The organism is Gardnerella sp. KA00255, assembly GCF_049244095.1.
Classification (GTDB): Bacteria; Actinomycetota; Actinomycetes; order Actinomycetales; family Bifidobacteriaceae; genus Bifidobacterium; species Bifidobacterium vaginale_F.
Genome location: NZ_CP058374.1, coordinates 52321 through 74672, shown reverse-complemented (window position 1 = coordinate 74672; position 22352 = coordinate 52321). Strand labels below are relative to the sequence as shown.

The 22352-nt window shown below is 38.1% G+C and carries 18 protein-coding genes; 3 read left to right on the top strand and 15 right to left on the bottom strand.

The features are described 5' to 3' along the window. Positions 1 to 21: 21 nt before the first annotated feature. The 13 genes from metF to leuS all read right to left on the bottom strand — a co-directional run bounded on the left by metF (position 22) and on the right by leuS (position 15576). The gene (gene metF / locus HXT51_RS00280; RefSeq protein ID WP_103084989.1) at positions 22 to 876 is read right to left on the bottom strand and encodes a methylenetetrahydrofolate reductase [NAD(P)H]; all 855 of its coding nucleotides are present in this window, start codon (positions 874 to 876) and stop codon (positions 22 to 24) included. 13 nt (positions 877 to 889) lie between these two features. Beyond that, positions 890 to 3250 (bottom strand): 5-methyltetrahydropteroyltriglutamate--homocysteine S-methyltransferase, encoded by a 2361-nt coding sequence (metE, locus tag HXT51_RS00275; protein WP_421776505.1) that lies wholly within the window; start codon positions 3248 to 3250, stop codon positions 890 to 892. Positions 3251 to 3418: 168 nt separating this feature from the next. After that, entirely contained in the window at positions 3419 to 3973 is a 555-nt protein-coding gene (locus tag HXT51_RS00270; protein WP_421776504.1) for a SixA phosphatase family protein, read from the bottom strand. Positions 3974 to 3975: 2 nt separating this feature from the next. After that, on the bottom strand, positions 3976 to 5025 hold the full coding sequence (locus HXT51_RS00265) for a tRNA (adenine-N1)-methyltransferase (protein ID WP_421776783.1): 1050 nt from the start codon (positions 5023 to 5025) through the stop codon (positions 3976 to 3978). A 108-nt stretch (positions 5026 to 5133) separates the two neighbouring features. Next, entirely contained in the window at positions 5134 to 6177 is a 1044-nt protein-coding gene (tsaD, locus tag HXT51_RS00260) for a tRNA (adenosine(37)-N6)-threonylcarbamoyltransferase complex transferase subunit TsaD (protein WP_004106430.1), read from the bottom strand. Between the two features lie 22 nt (positions 6178 to 6199). Next, positions 6200 to 6772: a ribosomal protein S18-alanine N-acetyltransferase gene (gene rimI / locus HXT51_RS00255; RefSeq protein WP_421776503.1), complete on the bottom strand. Its 573-nt coding sequence runs from the start codon at positions 6770 to 6772 to the stop codon at positions 6200 to 6202. A gap of 26 nt (positions 6773 to 6798) precedes the next feature. Continuing rightward, entirely contained in the window at positions 6799 to 7626 is an 828-nt protein-coding gene (gene tsaB, locus HXT51_RS00250) for a tRNA (adenosine(37)-N6)-threonylcarbamoyltransferase complex dimerization subunit type 1 TsaB (protein ID WP_421776502.1), read from the bottom strand. Positions 7627 to 7770: 144 nt separating this feature from the next. Next, positions 7771 to 8337, bottom strand: coding sequence for a tRNA (adenosine(37)-N6)-threonylcarbamoyltransferase complex ATPase subunit type 1 TsaE (gene tsaE, locus HXT51_RS00245; protein WP_415691912.1), 567 nt, complete (start codon positions 8335 to 8337; stop codon positions 7771 to 7773). A 14-nt stretch (positions 8338 to 8351) separates the two neighbouring features. Then, a complete protein-coding gene (holA, locus tag HXT51_RS00240; RefSeq protein ID WP_415705665.1) occupies positions 8352 to 9332 on the bottom strand; it encodes a DNA polymerase III subunit delta in 981 nt (326 codons plus the stop codon). Between the two features lie 90 nt (positions 9333 to 9422). Continuing rightward, a complete protein-coding gene (locus HXT51_RS00235) occupies positions 9423 to 10160 on the bottom strand; it encodes a ComEC/Rec2 family competence protein (RefSeq protein ID WP_421776501.1) in 738 nt (245 codons plus the stop codon). After that, positions 10154 to 11422, bottom strand: coding sequence for a ComEC/Rec2 family competence protein (locus tag HXT51_RS00230; protein WP_421776500.1), 1269 nt, complete (start codon positions 11420 to 11422; stop codon positions 10154 to 10156). The genes HXT51_RS00235 and HXT51_RS00230 overlap by 7 nt, the downstream gene beginning before the upstream one ends. 165 nt (positions 11423 to 11587) lie before the next feature. Beyond that, a complete protein-coding gene (locus HXT51_RS00225; protein WP_180978616.1) occupies positions 11588 to 12346 on the bottom strand; it encodes a ComEA family DNA-binding protein in 759 nt (252 codons plus the stop codon). 248 nt (positions 12347 to 12594) lie between these two features. After that, complete coding sequence (leuS, locus tag HXT51_RS00220; protein WP_415691908.1) at positions 12595 to 15576, bottom strand: leucine--tRNA ligase; 2982 nt, start codon at positions 15574 to 15576, stop codon at positions 12595 to 12597. 210 nt (positions 15577 to 15786) lie between these two features. Between leuS and HXT51_RS00215 the strand changes: the two genes are divergently transcribed. From HXT51_RS00215 to HXT51_RS00205, 3 genes are all read left to right on the top strand, one after another. Continuing rightward, positions 15787 to 16218: a hypothetical protein gene (locus HXT51_RS00215; RefSeq protein WP_103084978.1), complete on the top strand. Its 432-nt coding sequence runs from the start codon at positions 15787 to 15789 to the stop codon at positions 16216 to 16218. 227 nt (positions 16219 to 16445) lie between these two features. Further along, positions 16446 to 17294, top strand: a complete 849-nt coding sequence (locus tag HXT51_RS00210; RefSeq protein WP_415692194.1) for a fructosamine kinase family protein — start codon at positions 16446 to 16448, stop codon at positions 17292 to 17294. 167 nt (positions 17295 to 17461) lie between these two features. Further along, positions 17462 to 19270, top strand: a complete 1809-nt coding sequence (locus HXT51_RS00205) for a hypothetical protein (RefSeq protein ID WP_421776499.1) — start codon at positions 17462 to 17464, stop codon at positions 19268 to 19270. A 128-nt stretch (positions 19271 to 19398) separates the two neighbouring features. On the opposite strand, the gene HXT51_RS00200 is transcribed toward HXT51_RS00205, so the two are convergent. Both HXT51_RS00200 and HXT51_RS00195 read right to left on the bottom strand, forming a co-directional pair. Then, a complete protein-coding gene (locus HXT51_RS00200) occupies positions 19399 to 21213 on the bottom strand; it encodes an AMP-dependent synthetase/ligase (RefSeq protein ID WP_103084976.1) in 1815 nt (604 codons plus the stop codon). 194 nt (positions 21214 to 21407) lie between these two features. Next, the gene (locus HXT51_RS00195) at positions 21408 to 22184 is read right to left on the bottom strand and encodes a M23 family metallopeptidase (RefSeq protein ID WP_421776498.1); all 777 of its coding nucleotides are present in this window, start codon (positions 22182 to 22184) and stop codon (positions 21408 to 21410) included. Positions 22185 to 22352: the final 168 nt, after the last annotated feature.

The window sequence follows — 22352 nt, the reverse complement described above, 5'->3', positions numbered from 1 at the left end:
AAATAATATTAGTTAAAACTATCAAATAATTTTCGTAAAAAGCGGCTTGACATTAGACCAGATTCTACGCGCAACACCAGGGCGATTCATAGTATACAAGTGAATACCATCTACTCCCTCAGCAACCAAATCATTTATTTGTTGAGAAGCAAAAATAGTACCAGCATCTTGTAAACAATCTGCATTATCAGACCAATGATCCATCATCGCATATACTGGAGCAGTAATGCGAGAAGAACACATGGTTGTCATACGCTTAACCTGTGAAGCATTGGCAACAGGCATAACTCCAGCTTCAATTGGAACATCAATACCAGAAGCGCGAGCTAAATCACGAAAACGCAAGAAATCCTGATTATCGTAGAAAAGTTGAGAAATTAAATGCGTAACACCAGCATCAACTTTTCGCTTAAGATTATCAATATCTTCTTGCAAACTCTTAGCTTCTGGATGCTTTTCTGGATAGCATGCACCCAAAATAGGCAAATCCGGACGCTTGGAACGAATATAAGATACTAAATCGCTAGCATGCTCAAAAACTCCAGCATCTTCCTGACCTGCAACTGCATCTCCGCGCAATGCCAAAACCCCAGAAACACCAGCTTTATCAAACATTTCTAAGGCTTCATCAACAGCATCATAATCAAGATATCTAGCAGTTAAATGAGCAACAGCGTCAATACCGTATTCAGAGCGAATAGTATAAGCAATTCGCGCAGTAGCAGTACGATCTTTCAATTTTCCAGTACCATAAGTAACCGAAATAAAATCTGGATCAAGTCCTTTCAAGCCATCTAAGGTGTCATAAATAGTACCTATAGGAGATGTGCGTTTAGGCGGAAAAACTTCCAAAGAAAACTTTGGTCTGTAATGCATCACTCACCCCCTATTAGATATCACTTGTTTGGCTTGTTTGGCTTAATTGCTGAGATTGCTTATCTGATTGCAATTGCGCTCTAACTTCTTTAGCTGCAGCAACAAGATTTTCCAAGCTAGGCCAAGTTTCAGCATTACCGCGAGTTTTCAAACCGCAATCAGGATTAATCCACAATTTTTCCGCAGGCATCTTACGCAAAATCTCATGAATACGATCCACAAGTTCTTCTTTGCTTGGAACGCGTGGAGAATGAATATCGTAAACTCCAGGGCCAGCTTCAGTTTCAAAATGAGCATCATGAATAGCATCAAGAACAACTAAGTCGCCACGAGAAGCTTCGAAAGAAATCACATCCGCATCCATAGCATCAATATCGCGAATAATATCGTTGAACTCTGAATAGCACATATGCGTGTGAATTTGCGTAGTAGCAGATACAGCAGAATGTACTAAGCGGAAGGCAGGAATAGCCCAATCCAAATACTTCTTATGCCAATCAGACTTACGAAGAGGAAGCTTTTCACGCAAAGCAGCTTCGTCGATCTGAATTACACGAATCCCAGCTCTCTCTAAATCTAATACTTCATCACGAATAGCGAGTGCAAGCTGCTGAGTTTGCTCTTCGTGCGTAATATCTTCACGAGGCCAAGACCAGTTAAGAATCGTTACAGGACCAGTAAGCATGCCTTTAACAACGTGCTTCGTGCAGCTTTGAGCGTAAGAGCTCCATTCTACTGTAATTGGTTCCTTCCTAGAAACATCAGACCACACGATTGGAGGTTTCACGCAGCGAGTGCCATAAGATTGTACCCAAGCGTTTTTAGTAAACTTAAATCCGTTTAAATGCTGGCCAAAATACTCAACCATATCGTTGCGCTCAAATTCTCCATGGACTAGCACATCTAATCCAATTCTTTCCTGATGAGCAATGCAATACGAAATATTCTTGCGAATAAACTCATTGTATTCTTCAAGAGTAATCTCACCATTTCGTAGAGAAGCTCGAGCATTACGAATATCTTTTGTTTGAGGGAATGAGCCTATAGTTGTTGTTGGCAAATCAGGCAAGCCGAGAGCTTCCTTTTGCAAACGTTGACGTTCAGATCTTTCAGGCTCACGCACAAAATCAGATTCTTTAAGATTAGCCAAACGATTGGCAACATCTGCGTCTGCTTGTACTCGAGAACCGTCAAATAAAGCTTGATTTTTAGCAAGAACACTGCTTACTCTACGATCTTCGTCACTTGTTGAAGCAAGTTGAGAAATATCATGCAATTCTTGCAATTTTTCTACTGAGAAAGCGAAATGAGATAATACATCTTCACCCAATGCCTCTTCGCCAGAAGTACTAAAAGGAACATGCAATAACGAGCATGCAGTAGAAACAACAAGTTTATTCGTAATTTTAGCGCGCAATGCATCGATAAGACCTAAGCTAACTGCATAATCATTGCGCCAAATATTGCGTCCGTTTACAACTCCCGCAAAAAGAGTAGTTTCTTCATTAAGACCATATTTATCTAAAGCTGCAAGATTTTCTTCTTTACCTTCTACTAAATCAAGACCTATACCGTCAAAGCCAAGATTATTTACAACTTCATAAATATCAGCAATATTGCCAAAATAAGTATTAAGTAATACTTTTGCATCTCCAGAACGAGATTTTAGAATCTGCTCATAAAGAGATTTGAAAAGTTGAATATCGCCATCTTCTTTATCAATAGACAAATATGGCTCATCAAATTGCAACCATGATGCTCCAATATGCGAAAAACGATTAACGATATCAGCGTACGCATTGCTTAAGGCATTTATAATCGAAGCATTTGCAACTAATTCTTCGGCTTTAGAATTTCTAGCTAGCTTGAAGAAAGTATAAGGGCCAATTAGCACAGGCTTAGTTTCTAAACCTTGATTACGAGCTTCTATAAACTCATCAAATGGCTTTGTACCAATCAAACGCAATTCTTCAGGATTATCAATTTCAGGAACAATATAGTGATAGTTTGTTGTAAACCACTTTTTCATTGGTAAAGCTGTTACATCGCCATGCTCACCTTGATATCCTCGCGCGATAGCAAACAATGTATCTTCAGGATTTTCAAAATCTAACTCACGATATCGCTTTGGAATAGCATTTAGCAAAATTGCAGTATCTAAAACTTGATCATAATAACTAAAGTCGTTGCTTGGGATTAAATCGATTCCAGCTTCTGCTTGTAATCTCCAATGCTTTATACGTAATTTTTTAGACTCTTCACGAACTTCATCAAGAGTTGCATCAGACTTCCAATAGCGTTCAATAATTTTTTTTAGTTCTCGATTAGCGCCAATACGCGGGAAACCGGAAACCGAAGTAAGAACCGTAGACATAAATCCTCCAAATATTTCTTTTGACTCGCTTTAGCCTAGCAAAGAAATGCCCAAATCGGTCATTGAAGAACTTGGGGTGTCGTTATAAACTAAATTTATATGCTATTTTTTAATATTATTTCGTATCTTTTACTATTTTTTTATAAATTTTATTAAATTTTATATTAGTCACTCAAAATCTTGTGGTTTAAGAACAGCAAGAGCTGTAGCTCCTCGTAATCCGCATAAAGAAAAAGGTCTTTCCGATGCAAGAATAATAATCGAAGCATTAGAAAGACCTAAGCGCATTTCACTTAAAACATCAGGATCAGACTCAGCAGACGAAAGCCACTGTGCAGCCATCGACATAGTAGGTTCGTGACCAATAATCATTGTTATTTTTGAATCATTAGCATGCGATAATTCATCCATAACTGATTGCATACCGCCATCATAAAGACTTTTACGTGAAGATGCTACAGGTTTATCCCCAAAACGTTTAAGCATACGTTGCATTGTTTGCTCAGTACGATTTGCACTAGAACAAACTATATAGTTTGGAACAAGCTTCATATTCTCTAAACCTTTTGCCATTATTTTCGCTTGTTTCAGACCTTTATCAGTAAGATCGCGACCCCAATCATTACCCATAGTAGGAGATTCAGCTTTTGCATGTCGCATAAGCAATAAAATATAATCAGAATGTCGAGCTTTTTTTGCAATTTTCTTTATTGAAGTTGCCATAATTACCTCCCGGCAGACAAATATCCGAGTTGTATATCTAAATCGCGTAATACTTTACGAAGTTTACGATCTGAAATATCGCGCAAAGACAAGTCTTCCAACTGTTCAGCGCGCTCTTCTTCTGTCATATCGTCAATATCGCTAACAGTATCTTTAGTTCCATGCTCACGCTTCTTCAAAGCGCTGAAACCTTCTGCCATTGCGCGCGAAACAATCAAAAATCCAGTGTGGCCAATCATCGCGTGATCTGGACGAACCGCTAAACCTTGCGCTTTCCAAGTGCGCTCCAATGTTTCCTGAATTTCTGGCTCAGTCCACATGCCACTTTCTCGCAAAGCTTCAGCCATTCTAGACATTTGCGTAGTAGTCGTCACGTACGAAATTAGTACGCCTCCCGGCACAATAACTCTATGCGCTTGTTCGAGGCGGTTCCAAGGATCAAGCATGTCCAGCATAATGCGATCCACGCTATGAGCTTCTAAAGTTTTTGCAACAGAATCAAAATCGCCAGTAAGCAAATTCCACCATTCTGGTCGCTTCCCGTAGTACAAAGTTGCGTTAGATTCGGCAATTCGCGCAAAATCCGGGCGAAGCTCAATCGTAGTAAGATTTCCACTCTCCCCAACTGCATCTAAAAGACTTAAGCTCATAGCACCAGAACCAGCACCCGACTCCAAAACGCGCATACCTGAGCGAATATCTCCTAAAGCTATTACTTGCGCGATATCTTTCGGATACATAATTTGCGCGCCTCTAGGCATAGAAAGCACATAGTCAACCATGCGCGGTCGCATAACTACATAATCCCAGCCACCAATAGCGCGTGCTGCCTTCCAAGGCTTATTGGACGATTTAGAAGGATCAACAATAGCTTGCTGAGCTTCACGTTTCGCGCTAACAGTAGTAATTACAACTCCTTCGCTCTTTCCAATCACGTCATCATGACAAATAAGACCGTGCTCAGTTTGTGTAACACCGCCTGCAACAAGTTGTGCAGTAATTCGCTTACCTTTACGATCGGTGAACTGAATCTTCTCACCTACTCGCAACATTCCACTACGCGAATTAACTGACTGCACAAAACACCTCACTTATTTTTAGAACGATTTTTTATCGCTACTTTTAGCTACTTTTTAGCGCGACTTTTATTATTTCTACTATTATAAGCTCACCGTTGTAAGCGGCATAGCAGAATCTATTGCAAAATCCGGAGCAGAAGGACGAACCCCTGCTTCCACTAAATTCACGCCAAGCATTGCAACCATCGCACCGTTATCCGTGCAAAGCTTAAGCTCTGGCAAACGCACTTCAATTCCATGCTCCTTGCCACAAGCCAACAAATGCTCACGAAGCTGCGAGTTAGCAGAGAATCCACCGCCAATCATCAACGTTTTAGAACCGTACTGCTCGCAACCCATCATAGCTTTTCTGGAAAGCACTTCCGCCACAGAATTAGCCAAAGAAGCACACACGTCGTCAACAGGAATTTCAAGACCTTGAGCCTCGCGTGCTTCAACCCAACGAGCAACAGCAGTTTTTACACCCGAGAAGCTGAAATCGTACGGATGCTCTTTGCCGGAACGGCCTTGCGTCAAACCTTGCGGAACTTTTAAAGTATCTGGGTTACCAAGACGACCATGCCTATCAATATGAGGGCCACCCGGGTATGGGAATCCAAGCAAGCGCGCAACCTTGTCAAAGCACTCGCCTGCAGCATCGTCCAAAGTTGTACCAACAACATCAATACTTCTAGCGATATCGTTCACGTGAAGAAGCGAAGTGTGGCCGCCTGAAACAATTAAAGCAAGCACATCTTCCGGCACGTCACCGAATTGCAATTGCGTTACCGCAATATGCCCTATTACGTGATTAATACCATAAATTGGCTTATTTGCAGCCCAAGCTAAGGCTTTAGCTCCTGAAACTCCCACAGCTAAGCAGCCAGCTAAACCAGGACCTGCACTTACTGCAATCGCGTCAACATCACTTAAATCCATGTTTGCGTCTGCTAAAGCTTTAGAAACAACCGGCACGAAAGCTTCAGCGTGCGCACGAGAAGCAATTTCTGGAATCACACCGCCGTAGCGCGCGTGCTCCTGCATTGAAGATGCCACCACATTTGACACCAGCGTACGTCCACGCACAATAGCGGCGGCAGTTTCATCACAAGTTGATTCAATTCCCAATACGATTGCTTCGCTCATTGCTATTCCTCGTTATTCCTCGTTATTCCTCAGTTGCGTTATTTTTTGCGGAAGTTAAGTTATTCTCTTTTAAAATTTCATTTAAAGTCTCATTTAAGTCAGCACACATCGTGTACGCATCCACGCCTTCTGGCTGATAGTAACGTTTTCGCAAACCCATTTTCACAAAACCAAAACGTTCATACAGTGCGAGCGCAGGAACATTATCAACGCGTACTTCTAGCAGCATGCGTTTAGCACCAATCTGTTTTGCGGTTTTAATCATGGTTGATAAAAGCTTAGATGCTATGCCTTTTCGTTGATATTGTTTTGCAACGCCAATTGTCATTATTTGCACATCGTCGCCGTCAAACCAGTAGCCGGCATACCCGCATAACGTATGCGTATTTTCGTCTATTTGAGCGTAATACGCGCGCATAGGAGCTTGCAATTCTTGCGAAATCATGCTCTCATTCCATGAGCCTTTGCCAAATAAGTCGGCTTCAATAGGAGCTATTTTTTGCGCTAACTCATCGCATGTAAAATCGCATTTAGGCACTATATTGCAATTTTCGGCTACTGCAGGAAATTTAGAACGCGTTATATCAACAATCATAATTACTCAAATCGTTAAAAACGCTTCTATTTTTCTTTTGCCTTATTCGCTTCGCCAGATCCAAGCACATGCTTAAGCGGATTTGGTACAGACACATCCGGACGGCGCAAATAAAGGGGTTCAACAGCTTTTACGTGCTCATCTTTATTCGCACATTCCAAAGAGCACTGTTCGAAAATTTGCAAGCCTTGCACACCCAAGTCAAGCGCAGAAACTTCTGCAATAACGCCAATATGCGCAATATTTCGCCAATCTTCAACATACTTTTTAGCACCGTGTCCAAGCACATCCACGCAATAATTTTCGCTAGTTTCGCTCGCTAAATACTCGTTTACACGAGTCACAACATTTTGCGGATAGTCAATATCCATATTGATTAGCGCATTGCCTTCATCGTCGTATAAAGACATGTACACTTGGCGGCGGCGCGCATCGTTTAGTGAAAGCACGTAGTGACGAATATTAGAGTCGCAAGAATCCACAGAATCCGGAATATTTAGCAACAAATCCTTCTCTATAACACCATTCTTAATCGCTTCTTCAAACGCACCAGAGCGCATCATCAAACTTTGAGGAAGAAGACTATCACACCCCAAAATTTGAGCATTATTTGCAAACGCGATTGCTTTCGCAGCAACTAATCCTGCGCGAAGACCAGTAAAAGGAGCAGGCCCCACTCCCACAACCACGCGTTTAATATCAGAAGGCTGAAGGCCAGCAGCCTCAACAACTTTCGCAATATTTACCTGTAAACGCTCCACGTGAGTGCGTGAGTCAGTTTCAACAATCGGCTCATGACCAACAATTCCAACAGTAGAACCAAATGAAGTGTCAATAATCAGCGTATTACTCATGTTTATTCCTCAAAATCACGTACCAGACTAGCTTACTCGCTTAGCACAACTTGCTTTATTTATTGCGATATTTATTGCGATATTTATTGCATTCTCGATATTTACTCGCGTATTTATATCGATATTTACTCACCTATTTCTTAATTACAATTTTGCAAGTCGATTAAGCCAATCCTTGCCAACAGCTTTCAAAGTTACGATTCGCTCGCCATCGCTAGTAAAATCGTCTACTTGTGAAGAGTCAATAGGCCTTTCAATATGAACCTCTAAGCGCTCAGCAGCAAGTACTCCAGCCATTTGCTCGCCCCACTCCATAAGCACAACAGTGCCATCTCCTGGCTCCTCCAAAGCTTCGTCAAGTCCCAAAGATTCAAGCTCGTCAAGCAAACGCGAAACAGTATCTTGGCCTGGAGCAAAATCTTCGCCACCCAAACGGTAAGCGTCAACGTGAATTAAAGTCGCAGGCTTACCATCAGAGAAAGTTCCATGCAATTCACGCGCAATAGTAAAAGTTGGAGACACAATCGGCTCACTAATTGAAAGCCCTGCGCCAAAACCTTGAGCAAACGTTGTTTTACCAGCCCCAAGAGGACCAGAAAGCAGCAAAACGTCTCCCTCTTTAACCAGTGACGCTACAGATTTACCCAATTCACGCATATCAGAATCTGTTGGTACGCGCAGAATTACATTTTTTTCTTCATCTAATACCATCGTATTATTCTTCCTTATTTACCGCGAGACGCAATAAGCATAATACACTTTTCTAAAGCATAATTCGCATCGCTAGATCCGCCTTTGCACTGCTCATCTGCCCATGCTAAACATTTCACACACTCACAAACTCCATCACTATACCAACCAGCTAATTGTTTCATAGCGATATTCAATGCCCACGGATTCACTTTTGCTTCAGCTTGAGAAATCTCACCATTTCTTACAGCAATAGCTTTAGATATAATGCGCATTTTGGCAGCAAGAGCACCGATAAGAGCAATAGGATCAACACCCTGATTGATAGCAGTACGAGCAGCTAAAACAGCTTCACCAGTACGACCTGCAACAGCTTTATCCGCCACAAAAAATCCAGTTACTTGAGGATCTGAAACTAAATATTTGTCAACAGTTTTCAAACTAATAGGATTCTCATCAAAGTCATAGCATAACTGAGAACACAACGAAGCTAATTCATCTGTTTTATTCCCTAACACTGCAACTAAGCGCTGAGCTGCTTGAGGATCAATACTTCTAGACGATCTTTCAAAAATGCTCATTATAAAATTCAATTGCGCTGCAGGCTTTTTCATATCGGGAACGTTAATAACATGAGCACCAGCACGAGTTAAACGCGTTATAACAGATTTACCTTTTAACCCACCTTCGTGACGAGCAATAACCCAACGATTATTTTGAGAAGACGAATCATTAATAGAATAAGATTTAGCAAACGATTCAATAGCTTCAACAAGCGAATCGTCTGCATTTTGAATATCATTAACAACTACTATTGTCTCATCGCCTAAAAGCGAAGGCCCAATAGCTTCATCAAAAGCATAACTATTTGCAACACTCGCATCTAAAGTTAATATTTCTGCCTCAGGATATTTTAAGCGAATACTATCTCGCACATCTTTAGCATTTAATTCATTAAGATATGCATCACCTCCAACAACAAGTGTCAGAGGATCAATCACATGACTAGACGCCATAAATCCCCCATATTTCGCTAATTATATTTACTCGCTAAAATATCACGATATTGTCTAAGAAAATCAAGCAATAACGCATAGACCATGTTACTATGAAGCAAATAATTTTAATGAATCATCAATAATTCTTCTAGTTTTACTAAAAACTAATTGCATTGATAAATAACACTCACTTCTAATATCGCACTTTTTTGATAATCGAGATAAAGCAGATAAAGATACAAACACACTTAATTCAACAGCAAAAATAAGCCAAGATCCTAAAGATCCTTTTAACCAAGGAAATACTGCCCATTCGCATTGACTACAGAACTGAGCACACCTGGAAATAATATCCGTACCAATACAAGCAGCTCGAGCAAAAAATAATCCTAAAGTTGCATTAAAAATAGAACATGCTAGTGAAATTAGACCACATACAGTAGCCCAATCCACGAATGGCGAAACCATGAGATTCGCAAAAGTCGCCATAAAAGATATTTCAGGCTGTATCAATATTTGAATTGGCAAAGTAAAACATTGAGCAGCAATAGTCATACTTAAAGCAGAAGATAAACATTTAGGCATGATCATATTAAAACAATTACTTAAAGGAATTCCCATAACAATAATTCCTAAAGTTGCAGAACAAGAAAGAGCAAAAGCGTAATCCCATGCAAAACTTGGATTAGCTAGTAATACAAAGCAAACAGTCCAGCTTAAAGCACTAATAGATTGATAAGGCCTTCCAATCGCAAAAGCTAAAGCGGAAATTAATCCCATAATAAGCGCTCGCAAAACTGAAGCAGACGGGTAAACAATTCCAGCAAGAGCAACACAAGCTAACATTTCAAAAAAGCAGTAATACGCCTAGAAATAAGAAAATAAGAGAAGACTTTACGTATAAATGCAGAAAGAAGCAAAAAATGACCTCCTGATACCGCCATTAAATGCATAATGCCAGCATGCTGAAAATTATCTTTAACACAATCAGCATAAGTAGAATCAACCTTGAGACTGCTATTACTACTATCTTTAGAATCAGTTAGCACATATTCTTGCCCAAGCAAACCAACAGTAAGCCCTGGAACCAATATTTTCCCCTGATCATCAAGATTTTCAGCAACTTTATAAAAAGATTTCCATAACGAATTAAACGCAGAATGATACAAACTTGGATTCTTAAATGAAAGAATATTACTAATATTTTTTGGAATACTTAATTCAACAATATCTGGATTAAATTTCGAAATTCCAATCGTTACTTCAGAGCGAAAAGATGATCCATAAGACAAACTTGAGCACAAAGGCTTATATGAATACAATCTTGCGCTCGCATATGATTTATAAGCAAAATTCTTTGAACCAACTTCATTATGAAGATTATGAAGATTATGAACAGCCTGAAGATTATGAACAGCATCCGATTGACTATTCTCAAATCTTAAATAAGACACAGAAACATTCGCATAGCAATCTGCGCGAAAAGATTTTGAAACCTTAGGCGGAGAAATAACAGTCAAATCTGCAATAATCTTAGAACTTGGATTCTTCTGCAAATACAAACTCGCATTATTACTTAACGCACGAGAATAAGAATTCTCATTATTTGCATTGCCATAAGCTATTTTCCTAACTATATCTGCGGATTCAACGCGAGAATACGCAAAACTAACTACGCAAGATAACATAACTGCGTAAATTACAAGAAGAAAAAGTAGGTTATAGCGTCTAACAAAAATTTGTAAATTACTAATAAAAACTTTAAAAACAGATCGTATAGTTTTCAGCTTTTTCAGCTTTAAGCTCGTCCTACTACTACTTTTTGAAACTACAACATAGATTATTAAGCATAATAAAAGTACTGTAAACACAATCAAACATACGAATAAAGTAAAATTCGTAGCATATTTGGAATTATTAGAGAAAGTTTTAAATGGCTTTTTAAATGAATACCCTAAAGAGTCACTTAAATACTTTCCGCAAAAGCACCCAATCCATATGCTTACAGCAATAGGCAACATTCTAAAATCTTTATTTCCATTTTCTAAGAATATAGCTTCTTCTATTTTTAATTTTTTCGCTACAACTAATCTCGATACATCTTCCATAATTAACGCCTTTACAAATACGCACGAAAACACAGAATTTCTAAAGCCAAAACAAAAGAAAGAAAACTAAAATCACTAACTCAAACAACTAAAGCAAAATGCCCGCGAATCCAACACAAATAAATCCAACACAACTAAAGCAATCACTAAAGCAAAAATAAATATTTATTTAAAACATACTTTTTCGCGGAATTTAGCTAAAGTTTTAGCACCTATGCCTTTGACATTCATCAAATCGTTAATTCGTTTAAAACTACCAAAACGCTTTCTATGCGCAATAATGCGTTCAGCCATCTTAGGACCAACTCCGCGTAATTGTTGCAATTTTTCAACACTAGCAGTATTTAAATTTATACAAGATGATTTTTCGGCACTACTTTCAGAATTTACTTTATTTTTTGACTTACTTTCTGACTTACTTTTTGATTTACCTTCCGACCTATTTTCTGATTTCGATGCTGATTTATTTTCTGACTTCTCTACTGAAGCATTTTCTGAAACATTTTCTGAAACATTAGATTTTTTACTATCAACACGCTTACCATTCACACGCTCAACGCCAACACGATCAACGCCAACACTTTTAGCATCATCATCTTCGGCTTCTTTATTACTTTCACTTGCCGATTCATGCTCATCGTAATGCAAATAAGACGAATCGTCATGAGAAGGTGATTTTAAAGAATTAATTCTATAAGTTTCAGCTCGAGAATAATTCACAGATTGCGTAATAAGAAGCGTAAGACTAGCACATAAAGCGGCAACTAAAACAAGAAGTAACGAAAGAGCATGAATTGGCTTAAAACGTAATCTAACTCCTGAAACGCGATTAATATCACTATCTTCATCTTCTCTGTTTCTTTTTAATACGCAAGAATCGCTTGTCATAAGCTCATTAAGAGATTGAACTTTGTTTACTTGCATATACACCCCCAACTTGTTTATATACCCTATAAAATTCCCCAACTTTCGCTTTAATAAATACAAAAGTGCCCATTCCAACTATGCATGAAGGAATGAGCACTTTCAAGAAAAATCGTGCTATGTGGTCAGAAGTTCCAAGCTATTGCCAAAACAAAACCACATTGCAACTACAGCTTTGTTTTTTAGTCTCAAAGAAACTAAAAAACATTGCAAATAAAACTTAAATTATCTTTCAACTTCCGTCAATTTCAACTTTCGTCAGGAACTATAGAAACAATCTTAGGAGCTTTTACAATCACCTTTCGAGGAGCTTTACCACCCAAACGATCAGCAACAGCCTCTAACGCAAGCTTTTCAAGCTCGCTAGCCTCTATATTCGGATCAACTTCAAGTTTTGCGCGAACTTTGCCCTTTACTTGCACAACAGCAGTTACAGTATCCTCACCAACATATCTGGAATCAGCTACAGGCCACTTTGCGTGTGCAATAGACGTGTTGTGCCCGAGCTTGCTCCACATTTCCTCACAAATATGAGGAGCAATAGGAGAAAGCATCAGCACTAGCGGCTCTACAGCAGCGCGTGGAACATGCGGCAAAGAAGTAATATGATTGTTGAGCACAATAAGCTTAGCAATTGCTGTATTAGGACGCATAGCTTCCATCTCTACAGTTACTTCCGCAATAGTGTTGTTAAGAAGCTTCAAAGTTTTATCGTCAAGAGCATCTTCAGTTACTGCCAAAGCTCCTGTTTCTTCATTTACAACATTTCTCCACAAGCGTTGCAAGAATCTCATACCACCAACAACATTACGAGTATTCCATGGTCGAGATTCAGCAAGAGGTCCCATACTCATTTCATACAAGCGGAACGTATCTGCTCCATAATTCTCGTACATGTCATCTGGGGTAATAATATTCTTCAAGCTCTTACCCATTTTGCCAAATTCACGATTAACATGCTCTCCGTGCCAAGTGAAAGTTGGTTCACCATTAGAATCTGGAGCACCTTCTTCAACTTCAGCTGCTGGTACATATTGACCACGATCATCTGTGTAAGCATAAGCCTGAATCATACCTTGATTAAATAAGCGATGGAAAGGCTCTGGAGTGCCAACATAGCCTAAATCATACAAAGCTTTATGCCAGAATCTTGCGTAAAGCAAATGCAAAACAGCATGTTCTACACCGCCGATATATAAATCAACACCGCCGGCTTTAGAATTCTGCCCATCCTTAACACCCATCCAATACTTGTATTCTTCGGAATCAACCATATTTTCAGAGTTATTAGGATCAAGATAACGCATGTAATACCAGCAAGATCCCGCCCAATTAGGCATAGTATTTGTATCTCGATAATAGGTTTTTACACCATCACCAAGATCCAGCTGTACTTTAACCCAATCCTCATTGCGACTTAGCGGAGCTTCTGGCTCAGAATTAGCATCGTCAGGAGCATAAGTCTTAGGCTGGTAATCAGGAACATCTGGAAGCGCAATTGGAAGACTAGAATCAGGAAGCAAATAAGCAACCGAATCCTCATCGTAAACAATTGGGAATGGCTCTCCCCAATAACGTTGGCGAGAGAACAGCCAATCGCGAAGTCTATAAGAAACTCTACCCTTGCCAACTCCTGCAGATTCAAGCCATTCGTTTACTTTTTCAATAGCATCATCCACACGCAAACCATCGATAGACAACGCGTCACCGCGCTTGTAAGTCTTATCTACAGAGGAATTAATAACAATTCCATCGTGCGAAACAAATGGTGCTTTTCCTTCATAATCCGAAAGTTTCTCATCAGATTCAGGCAAAGGCTTAACTGTATAAATTACAGGAAGTCCGAAAGCTGCAGCGAAGTCATAATCTCGCTGATCTCCTCCAGGAACAGCCATAATTGCACCAGTACCATAATCCATAAGCACATAGTCAGCGGCAAAAATTGGCAACTTTGCACCTGTTACAGGATTAATTGCATATAAGCCTGTGAATAAACCAGTTTTAGATCCAGCGTCTTCTGTACGATCCTTAGCTGTTTTTGCACGAGTCTGAGCTTGATACTTAGCCAAACCTTCTTTAAGATTTTCGTATCCACCCTTCCAGCTTTCAGGAACGTCAGATTCCCAAGAATCTGGAATATGTTCAAGAAGAGGATGGTCAACAGAAACTACAGCAAAAGTGGTTCCAAAAAGCGTATCTGGACGAGTAGTATAAACTTCCAAATCACGAGTTTTTCCATCAGAGCATTCAACATCAAAATGAACTGAAGCACCGTGAGATTCTCCAATCCAATTTCGCTGCATAAGCTTAACTTTTTCTGGCCAATCAATAGTGTCAAGATCTTCAACTAAACGATGACCATAAGCAGTAATTCGCATAGACCACTGACGAAGATGACGCTGGAATACAGGGAAATTACCGCGCTCAGAACGACCTTCTGCAGTAACTTCCTCGTTAGCAAGCACTGTGCCTAAACCTGGGCACCAATTAACAGGAGATTTAGAAATATAAGCTATTCTGAAATCATTAAGCACATCAGCTTTTTCGATCTTGCTTAAATCTTCCCAATTCTTTCCAGCAAAACCTGGAATTTCGCGCTTACCGCTCTTAAACTCGTCAACCAACTCACTAATAGGACGAGCTGAACCCTTACCGCCGTCTTTACGCGTAAACTCAGGATCATACCAAGCGTCATAAAGCCTTGAGAAAATCCATTGCGTCCAACGCACATAATTCGTATCAATCGTTGCGAAAGAACGACGATCATCAAAACTCAAACCCATGCGATGCAACTGGCGACGCATATTAGCAATATTTGCCTCAGTAGTGATGCGAGGATGCTGTCCTGTTTGCACTGCGTATTGTTCTGCAGGAAGACCAAAAGCGTCATAACCCATAGCATGAAGTACATTTTCGCCCTTCATGCGATGATATCGGCTTACAACATCTGTTGCTAAATATCCCAAAGGATGTCCAACATGCAAACCTTTACCCGATGGATATGGGAACATATCCATAGCGAAGAAAGCTGGACGGCCATTAGCATTATTACCATCGCCATCTTTTAAATCGCCTTTAACATTTGCGGCCCAGAATGTACCCTGGTCATCCCAAAGTTTTTGCCAACGCTTTTCAATATCTTGAGCCAAGCGTGCATTATAACGAAAAGCTGGCTCACTAATTGCAGGCTTATTTTCAGCTGTTGCATATTGTTTAATGTTGTCGTTCATAAATAAGGACTATAGCGACTCATATCGTCATTATGCAACATTTTTTACAACTTTAGCAAAGAAAAAACATTAATAAATAAAAATTTTACTATTCTTTTAACTAAATTTATTTTAATAATCTTTCCTAATTATACTATTGCTAAAATATATAAATTAAATATAAAAAATATTGCTAAAAATTGTTTATAGCTTGAATTTAAGGAAAGAATCATGAAAGTATCAAAAAATACTCTTTTAGCAATAGCATGCTTAGTTTGGGCAGCAGCAGGATTTAACATATTGCGCATAGGAGTTTTAGCATACCCAAATTATTTATCCATAATTAATTACGGCTTATCTTTGATTGTTTTTGCAATATTCTATATATTCATTTTCAGTAAGCTTGTTAAAAAACATACTTCAAGGATTATCGCATATACAGAAAAACAATTTTTCCTCAAATTCTTTGATGTGAAATCATTCGCAATTATGGCGTTTATGATGACAGGCGGAATACTTTTACGAACAAGCAATCTTGCACCTGAACAATTTATAGCAGTATTTTACACAGGATTAGGTGGAGCGCTATTTTTAGCTGGCATACTTTTCGGATACAACTTTTTAAAATCTTGCTTCTCCACTAAAAACAAAAGCGATAACTAACTAATCTCTTAAAATAAAAGAAAAGAAGAAATAGAAAAATACATATCTAAAAGACATACACAAATCGTGCTATTTAGCAAAAGTACCTATATAAGTAATGCAAAATACAAATAATACAAATAGTATTTATAGCAAAATAGCATTAATAAAATCTTTAGACGTAGAATAGTATAAAGGTATTAAAAGGCATAATCACGCATAGAATTGCTATGAATAATGAGGTTGCTATGAATAATGATGTGTATAAGAAAAGCAGGTTATACGCGCCAAATCGATTTTTTGAGTGCGAAGGCAAAGGTTTGCAATGGTTACAAGAAGCTCACGATCATGGCGGACCTAGAGTTGCAAAAGTATACGATTGGGGCGCTAACTATTTAAATATTGAGCGCATAAACATGTCATCAAGGCCTACACCATTAGCAGCATATCGTTTTGGTGCCGCTTTAGCGCATATGCACGATTATGGTGCAAAATATTTTGGAGAACCACCAGCAGATTATGATGGAACATGCTATTTTGGGCCACTTTCAGATCCAGTAAAAATGGATACAGGTAAATGGGATAACGTAATAGATTATTTAGCTGAAGGCAGATTAAAACCTATGGTAAATCTCGCAATTGAGCGTGGCGAGCTATCAAAAGCTGATTTAGAACTTACTAATCAAGTTATTGACGCTCTTCCTGATTTACTTGGTAAAGCTAGCGAAGATAAGCCTGCACGCGTTCATGGAGATTTATGGAGCGGAAACGTGCTTTGGACTTCAACTCCGAGCGAATCGCAGAGCCAAAACAATACGCAAACTGTAGATAAAGAATATACAGAAGCAGTTCTAATTGATCCAGCTGCTCATGGAGGTCATCGAGAAGAAGATCTATCTATGTTGCACTTGTTTGGAATAAGCTATTTTGAACAAATACTAAATGGATATCAATCCGTTCATCCTCTTAAATCTGGTTTCGAAAAGCGCATAACTATCTGGCAGCTATATCCAATTGCTGGCCATTGTGTATTCTTTGGCGGAGGCTACGTTGGAGAATATAGAGATATGTGCGTGAGTTTATTGCAAAATTTGTGATAAAACAAAACATTTTCGTATTGCATTGAAATCTAGTGCTAAGAATTACGTTTAATTACTTATATGACACGCCAATTGCATTAATAAACATACAAGTGATACGTATAAAATAGCATGAGTTGTAAAAAATATTTATTGATTTGTAAACTGATGGAAGGCATTGTAATATGATTCGTTTGCGAACACGATTACGTCATGTTGTAGCTGTATTTACTGTTATTTCTACACTTTTAGCGATTGCAGGATGCTCAACTTCAACATCGCAAATAAGCTCAAACGCAAACAAATCTGGAAAGCCTATTGGCAATGTTGCTATTTTTTCTCCTTCAGACGGACTTTCATTAAATAGACACACTCCACTGAGCACATGGAATTTATTAATACCTGAAATAGTAAAATCTTTGAAATCGCATGGTTTTAGCGATTCAAATATTGAGACACATTCTTACTCAAACTTAGAAGAACAAAGCCAAGCAATCCAAGATTATGTGGTATCAAAAATTTCTTCGCAAAAGAACAAGAATAATGATTCTGAAAAATCTAACAATAAAGGCAATAGCGTAACAGATTCCAAAAAATCTGAAACAACTATTGTTGTTGCTCCATGGACGGATAAAAACGGAAGCAATAATTATGGCGATTACGTTACTCAGCCAGAATACGCATCATATTTAAATTCTAAAAATAATGATTCTTCAAAAAATAAGTCTGCAAAGAAATCTGCAAAGAAATCTAACGTAAAAAAAGACGAAAAAACAGACAACAAAGCAGACAGTAAAAACGCTGATAATACTTCTAATGACAACAATCAAGATACTCAAAATAATGCGAACAAGCATGTAGATAATGCTGCAGAAAAACGTTTAGCATCAGCATTGAAATTAGCTCAAAAGTACGGAATGCACGTAGTACTTTTGTCTCGCATGATTGAAAACTTTGAGCCAGACGCTATATTTAATTTCTCTACTGCTGAAGAAATAGGCGAAATGCAAGCGGCAACACTTGTTGAAAAACTTGCGCTATACAAAGCAAGTAAAGACCATCCTAAGTCTATTGAAGTGCTTTTGCCATGCCACGTTCAGCCTAAATCCTCGAACGATTCAAATAAATCAGATGGAACAAGTTCAAGCGCCAATAATGCAGAAGACGAATCATATTCCGACGAATTTGCACGACATGCTTTTATAGGTATTTGGAAAGTATTACAGCCTTATTTTGAAGCTGGAACCTTAATTTCACCATCTGGAAAATTACATGCGCAAGTAGAAGAAAAAGATTGGAAAAACGTTGCTTTTTACGCTAATGACGCTGAATCATTTAAAAAAGAGCTTACTAAGCGTTTAATCTCACAGGAAAATATTTTAGGTAATAAGTATTCACATATTGATGGAATTATTGCCTTGAACGATAACGCTGCTTCTAAGATAGTCAAAGCACTATCTGACTTTGGATACAAAGGTAGCGCTGCAGATATTAATCCTTCTATTAGCGTTCAAGATATTATTGGAAATATTATTGGCAAGCGAAATCTTAATAAAGAAGCAGTTCCTTCGCCTAACCTAAATAATAAAAAAGATAATAAATCTAAAGATAAATATAACATAAACGATAATTCAACTGTTAAAGATTCAAAAACAGACAATAATCGCACTAATGAAGAAAATGATTCATTGATGAAATGGCCAATCGTAACAGGTTACGGTGCCTACAAGGATTCATTGCCTAATATCGTTGAGGGCAAACAATGGATTACGACTATTGAAAATATGCAAGATTCTTCAAAAGACGTAGCACATGTTTGTCAACAATTAAATCAAACAGGCAAACTAACTCCAGACGCTCAAATGACAACTGTTACGATAAATAACAAGAAAGTAGCTATTTATTCCGAAAAGGTTATTGCCGTAAGCGCTACAAATCTAAAGGCAATGCTGATTGATCCTGGATACGTAAGCCTCGCAGATGCAGGATTATAAAAGTTCCATAGCTTACGAAAATTTATAATAAGATTCTGCTAAAGGTTTGCTATATAACTTATAACGAACTTTTAGCAGAATTTATTTATCTATTATTTATTTATCTATCAATCTATTTATCTATCTATTTATCGACGTTTGCGCGGAGCATAAATAACTTGCTCAATCAAATTACTATAACGCTCTACTACTGCTTGTCTTTTAGCTTTCATACTTGGAGTAATCAATCCGTTTTTCTGAGTAAATTCTTCTGCAACGATTTCAAAACGTCTTATGGATTCAGCTCTAGAAACCATCGTATTTGCCCTAGAAACAGCACGCTCAACTTCTGCCCTAACAATAGAATTACGCGATGCTTCAGCAAGAGAAGACACTTTACGAGCACCCTTTTGTTCTAGCCAAGAATTAACTTCAGCTAAATCAAGCGCAATAATAGCTGCTATAAACGGCTTCCTATCCCCTATAACAACGCATTGGGAAATAACTGGAGAAGTCATAATAGATGCTTCTAAAGGACCAGGAGATAAATTCTTTCCTCCTGCTGTAATAATAAGATCCTTCTTACGACCAGTGATTCGCACAAACCCATCTTTATCTAATGAAGCAAAATCACCTGTATGAAGCCAGCCATTTACAATCTGCTTTTCAGTAATTTCAGGATGATTATGATAGCCATTGCAAACTGCACGGCTTTTAATGCATAATTCGCCTTCATCGTCAATAGCAACAGAAACACCTTTAACAGGTAATCCAACTGTACCAATGCGATATCCGACTGTAGGATTTACCATAGCAGGCGCACAAGTTTCAGTCATGCCATATCCTTCAAGCAAAGGAAGACCAACACCGTTAAAGAAGTGTGCTATAGATAAATCAAGTGGAGCTCCGCCAGATACTGCATACTCAACCGATCCACCAAAAACTTGCATAATTGAGCTATACACTAACTTGTTAAATATTGAGTGCATAAGCGAAAGCATAGGAGGGATAGCACCACCGGACTGTTGCGCTCTAGACCACTGAATAGCGACTTTAGTAGCGCGAGCAAAAATAAATCCTTTAACGCCGCGACCAGCTTTTTGAGAAGCAGCATTATAAATCTTTTCAAAAATACGAGGAACAGCGAGTATAAATGTAGGCTTAAATTTCTGGAAATCAGAAAGTATAGTCTTTAAATTACTTGTTAAACCGAGAGTGACATTTCCTGCGAAGCAGAAGAATTGCATAAAGCGTGCAAAAACATGAGCTAATGGCAAAAACAGCAATAATCTAGCGTTCGGCTTCATTGCAATATCTGGCATAGAAATAACACCACTTTTAGCGATAAAAACAAAATTACTATGTGTTAGCTCTACGCCTTTAGGTTCGCCAGTAGATCCTGAAGTATAAACGATTGTTGCTAAGTCATCTCCTCGAACAGACTGCTCACGCTCATAGAATTCAGCATCTGTAACAGCCTTGCCGTATTCAATGCACGCATCTATTGCATCACGAGAAATAACATATATGTCTTTCAAAGAAGGACAATCATCTTTAACATTAAGGACTTTATCTTGTAATTCAGGAGATTCTACAAATACAGTACCAACATTGGAATCATTAAAAATATTCATAATCTGTATCTGAGAATTAGTTTCATAAACAGGTACAGTTAAAGCACCGATAGACATAATTGCTAAATCCAACACTGTCCATTGCCAAGAAGTGTGAGCAATAATAGACACAGAATCTCCTGGCATAACACCACGAGCAATCAATCCCTTTGCAACAGCAATTACCTTATCTCGAAATTCTTTAGCAGTGAAAGATTCCCAATTACCGTTGTCATTAACGTATTCAACTAAAGAATCATCCGGTTTGCGTTCAACACGATTTTCAAGAATTGAAAATATATTAGCATCATATTCAATATGCTCATCAAGCGGACGAGAAAACTCCTGCATAACGCTCCCTTTGTTATGTGAACGAAACAGTACTTTAGTAGATCTAATTAGAATCTACACGTATTCTTATGATTCCACATTCTATACTTTCGTAAGTATCTTCATGCACAAATAAGTTGCCAAATTAAAACTTGAATGTGATTTATGTGATTTATATGATTTATTCGAATACGCTTATTTTCACCACAAAATGCTTATTTTATTGGTTTCCATACAATCCTCCTCATAGAAGCTTTAATAGCAGGGTCTTCATAGTGACGCTTATCTTTTTTAAGACCCCATTGAACACACGAATTATCGCAATGATCAGATCCGCGAGAAACAGATCCTATAAGTTGTCCGCGCTTTACGGATTCACCTACTGAAAGAAATGTTTTAGCAGGTTCAAAAGTGGACGTTATAGATCCATGCTTTATGCTGACTACATTTTTATGAGCTACAACGCCAGCAAAACTTATAATTCCGTTAGCTGGAGCAAATAGTTTGGTTCCCTCTTTTGCTTCTAAATCAACCCCTCGATGGCCAGCCATCCAAGGTTTTTCAGGAGGATCAAAAGGCCTTAATATTCTTACATGCTTTACAGGCCACAACATACTAGCTTCACAAATACTTTTCGAAGAAGCTTTTGAATCACTAACTAGCATCACGCGGTAACAATCAGATTTACTTGAATTTAAAATCTTTTTATTAGAGTCATATGAAGAATAATAGTTGTAATTATTGGATATTAAATTACTTGATATTAAATTACCTATAGCAACAATAACTAAAGTAAGTACAATAGCAAAATATAAAATATATGAAGATTTGCTTGTTTTATCACTTTTTTCTGAATTATTTAAAGAATCTGATTTTTTAAAAAGCACGTTAAAAGAAAATAAGTTGCATAGAGAATTCTTAAGCAAAAAATTACGTGAGACCATGCGCAAAAACATCTTAGAAAAATTACGCGAAACCTTACGCAAAAACATAAATAACCCCTTCCCCCACAATTTTTACTTTGGCTTATTAGCAGTTCGTAAAAAGCTAAAAAATAACTCTTTCATATGAAAATCACATGTATAAATACAAATAAATTTCATATTTTATTCTCATTATTTGAAGCTCTAACTTAATGAAAATAATTTATATAATTATGA

Coding starts and splice junctions, on each gene's coding strand:
- holA (WP_415705665.1), bottom strand. CDS start 9,332: ATGGCGTCTAGTCATGTGATTGATCCTCTGACACTTGTTGTTGGAGGT.
- metF (WP_103084989.1), bottom strand. CDS start 876: ATGCATTACAGACCAAAGTTTTCTTTGGAAGTTTTTCCGCCTAAACGC.
- HXT51_RS00230 (WP_421776500.1), bottom strand. CDS start 11,422: ATGGAAGATGTATCGAGATTAGTTGTAGCGAAAAAATTAAAAATAGAA.
- tsaB (WP_421776502.1), bottom strand. CDS start 7,626: ATGAGTAATACGCTGATTATTGACACTTCATTTGGTTCTACTGTTGGA.
- rimI (WP_421776503.1), bottom strand. CDS start 6,772: ATGATTGTTGATATAACGCGTTCTAAATTTCCTGCAGTAGCCGAAAAT.
- leuS (WP_415691908.1), bottom strand. CDS start 15,576: ATGAACGACAACATTAAACAATATGCAACAGCTGAAAATAAGCCTGCA.
- HXT51_RS00235 (WP_421776501.1), bottom strand. CDS start 10,160: ATGTTAGCTTGTGTTGCTCTTGCTGGAATTGTTTACCCGTCTGCTTCA.
- HXT51_RS00270 (WP_421776504.1), bottom strand. CDS start 3,973: ATGGCAACTTCAATAAAGAAAATTGCAAAAAAAGCTCGACATTCTGAT.
- metE (WP_421776505.1), bottom strand. CDS start 3,250: ATGTCTACGGTTCTTACTTCGGTTTCCGGTTTCCCGCGTATTGGCGCT.
- HXT51_RS00200 (WP_103084976.1), bottom strand. CDS start 21,213: ATGCAGGAGTTTTCTCGTCCGCTTGATGAGCATATTGAATATGATGCT.
- HXT51_RS00215 (WP_103084978.1), top strand. CDS start 15,787: ATGAAAGTATCAAAAAATACTCTTTTAGCAATAGCATGCTTAGTTTGG.
- HXT51_RS00205 (WP_421776499.1), top strand. CDS start 17,462: ATGATTCGTTTGCGAACACGATTACGTCATGTTGTAGCTGTATTTACT.
- HXT51_RS00210 (WP_415692194.1), top strand. CDS start 16,446: ATGAATAATGATGTGTATAAGAAAAGCAGGTTATACGCGCCAAATCGA.
- tsaE (WP_415691912.1), bottom strand. CDS start 8,337: ATGGTATTAGATGAAGAAAAAAATGTAATTCTGCGCGTACCAACAGAT.
- HXT51_RS00225 (WP_180978616.1), bottom strand. CDS start 12,346: ATGCAAGTAAACAAAGTTCAATCTCTTAATGAGCTTATGACAAGCGAT.
- HXT51_RS00265 (WP_421776783.1), bottom strand. CDS start 5,025: ATGTTGCGAGTAGGTGAGAAGATTCAGTTCACCGATCGTAAAGGTAAG.
- tsaD (WP_004106430.1), bottom strand. CDS start 6,177: ATGAGCGAAGCAATCGTATTGGGAATTGAATCAACTTGTGATGAAACT.
- HXT51_RS00195 (WP_421776498.1), bottom strand. CDS start 22,184: ATGTTTTTGCGTAAGGTTTCGCGTAATTTTTCTAAGATGTTTTTGCGC.